General features: G+C 52.3%; 1 protein-coding gene. It reads left to right on the top strand.

Features of this window, described 5'->3' with window-relative positions; all coding sequences use genetic code 11:
- Positions 1-116: 116 nt before the first annotated feature.
- Complete coding sequence (locus HHU12_RS33885) at positions 117-1,097, top strand: IS5-like element ISKpn26 family transposase (protein WP_000019473.1); 981 nt, start codon at positions 117-119, stop codon at positions 1,095-1,097.
- Positions 1,098-1,441 lie beyond the last annotated feature (344 nt).

Here is a 1,441-nt window from a genome sequence, read left to right as displayed (position 1 = left end):
TTATTCCACGCCTGAAAGGCAGCGAAATTAATATTTTCATTTCGTTAAGGAAGGTGCGAACAAGTTCCTGATATGAGATCATCATATTCATCCGGAGCGCATCCCAGAGGGACATCATGAGCCATCAACTCACCTTCGCCGATAGTGAATTCAGCACTAAGCGCCGTCAGACCCGAAAAGAGATTTTCCTCTCCCGCATGGAGCAGATTCTGCCATGGCAAAACATGGTGGAAGTCATCGAGCCGTTTTATCCCAAGGCGGGCAATGGCCGACGGCCCTATCCGCTGGAGACCATGCTGCGTATTCACTGCATGCAGCATTGGTACAACCTGAGCGACGGTGCCATGGAAGATGCCCTGTACGAAATCGCCTCCATGCGCCTGTTTGCCCGATTATCCCTGGATAGCGCCCTGCCGGATCGCACCACCATCATGAATTTCCGCCACCTGCTCGAGCAGCATCAACTGGCCCGTCAATTGTTCAAGACCATCAATCGCTGGCTGGCCGAAGCAGGCGTCATGATGACCCAAGGCACTTTGGTGGATGCCACCATCATTGAGGCACCCAGCTCTACCAAGAACAAAGAGCAGCAACGCGATCCGGAGATGCATCAGACCAAGAAAGGCAATCAGTGGCACTTTGGCATGAAGGCCCACATTGGTGTCGATGCCAAGAGTGGCCTGACCCACAGCCTAGTCACCACCGCGGCCAACGAGCATGACCTCAATCAGCTGGGTAATCTGCTTCATGGAGAGGAGCAATTTGTCTCAGCCGATGCCGGCTACCAAGGAGCGCCACAGCGCGAGGAGCTGGCCGAGGTGGATGTGGACTGGCTGATCGCCGAGCGTCCCGGCAAGGTAAAAACCTTGAAGCAGCATCCGCGCAAGAACAAAACGGCCATCAACATCGAATACATGAAAGCCAGCATCCGTGCCAGGGTGGAGCACCCGTTTCGCATCATCAAGCGGCAGTTCGGCTTCGTGAAAGCCAGATACAAGGGGCTGCTGAAAAACGATAACCAACTGGCGATGTTATTCACCCTGGCCAACCTGTTTCGGGTGGACCAAATGATACGTCAGTGGGAGAGATCTCAGTAAAAACCGGAAATAACGCCAGAAATGGTGGAAAAAATAGCCTAAATAGGCTGATTCGATGTGTTTGCGGGAAAAAAATCGGCCCAGATCCGCGAAATTTTAATCAGCGAGTCAGCTTGGGAAGAAATGACCTGCTTATTCGCACCTTCCTTAATAGTGCTGGCGCGAAATCTAAACGGTAACAATATTCTTCTGCTCCCCTTACTCCCCACAAACCGATTTTTTGCGGATAACGAGCCACAGCGCGATGTCGAACAAAGTTGTCGTTAGCAAAAAAACATGAGCCCGGTTACAAGACGCACACGACACCGTCGTCGGCATCCTGAACGGTTCGCATTCTGCAAGTC

Source organism: Flammeovirga aprica JL-4, assembly GCF_012844305.1.
Classification (GTDB): domain Bacteria; phylum Bacteroidota; class Bacteroidia; order Cytophagales; family Flammeovirgaceae; genus Flammeovirga; species Flammeovirga aprica.
This window is presented reverse-complemented; position numbering and strand designations above follow the sequence as displayed.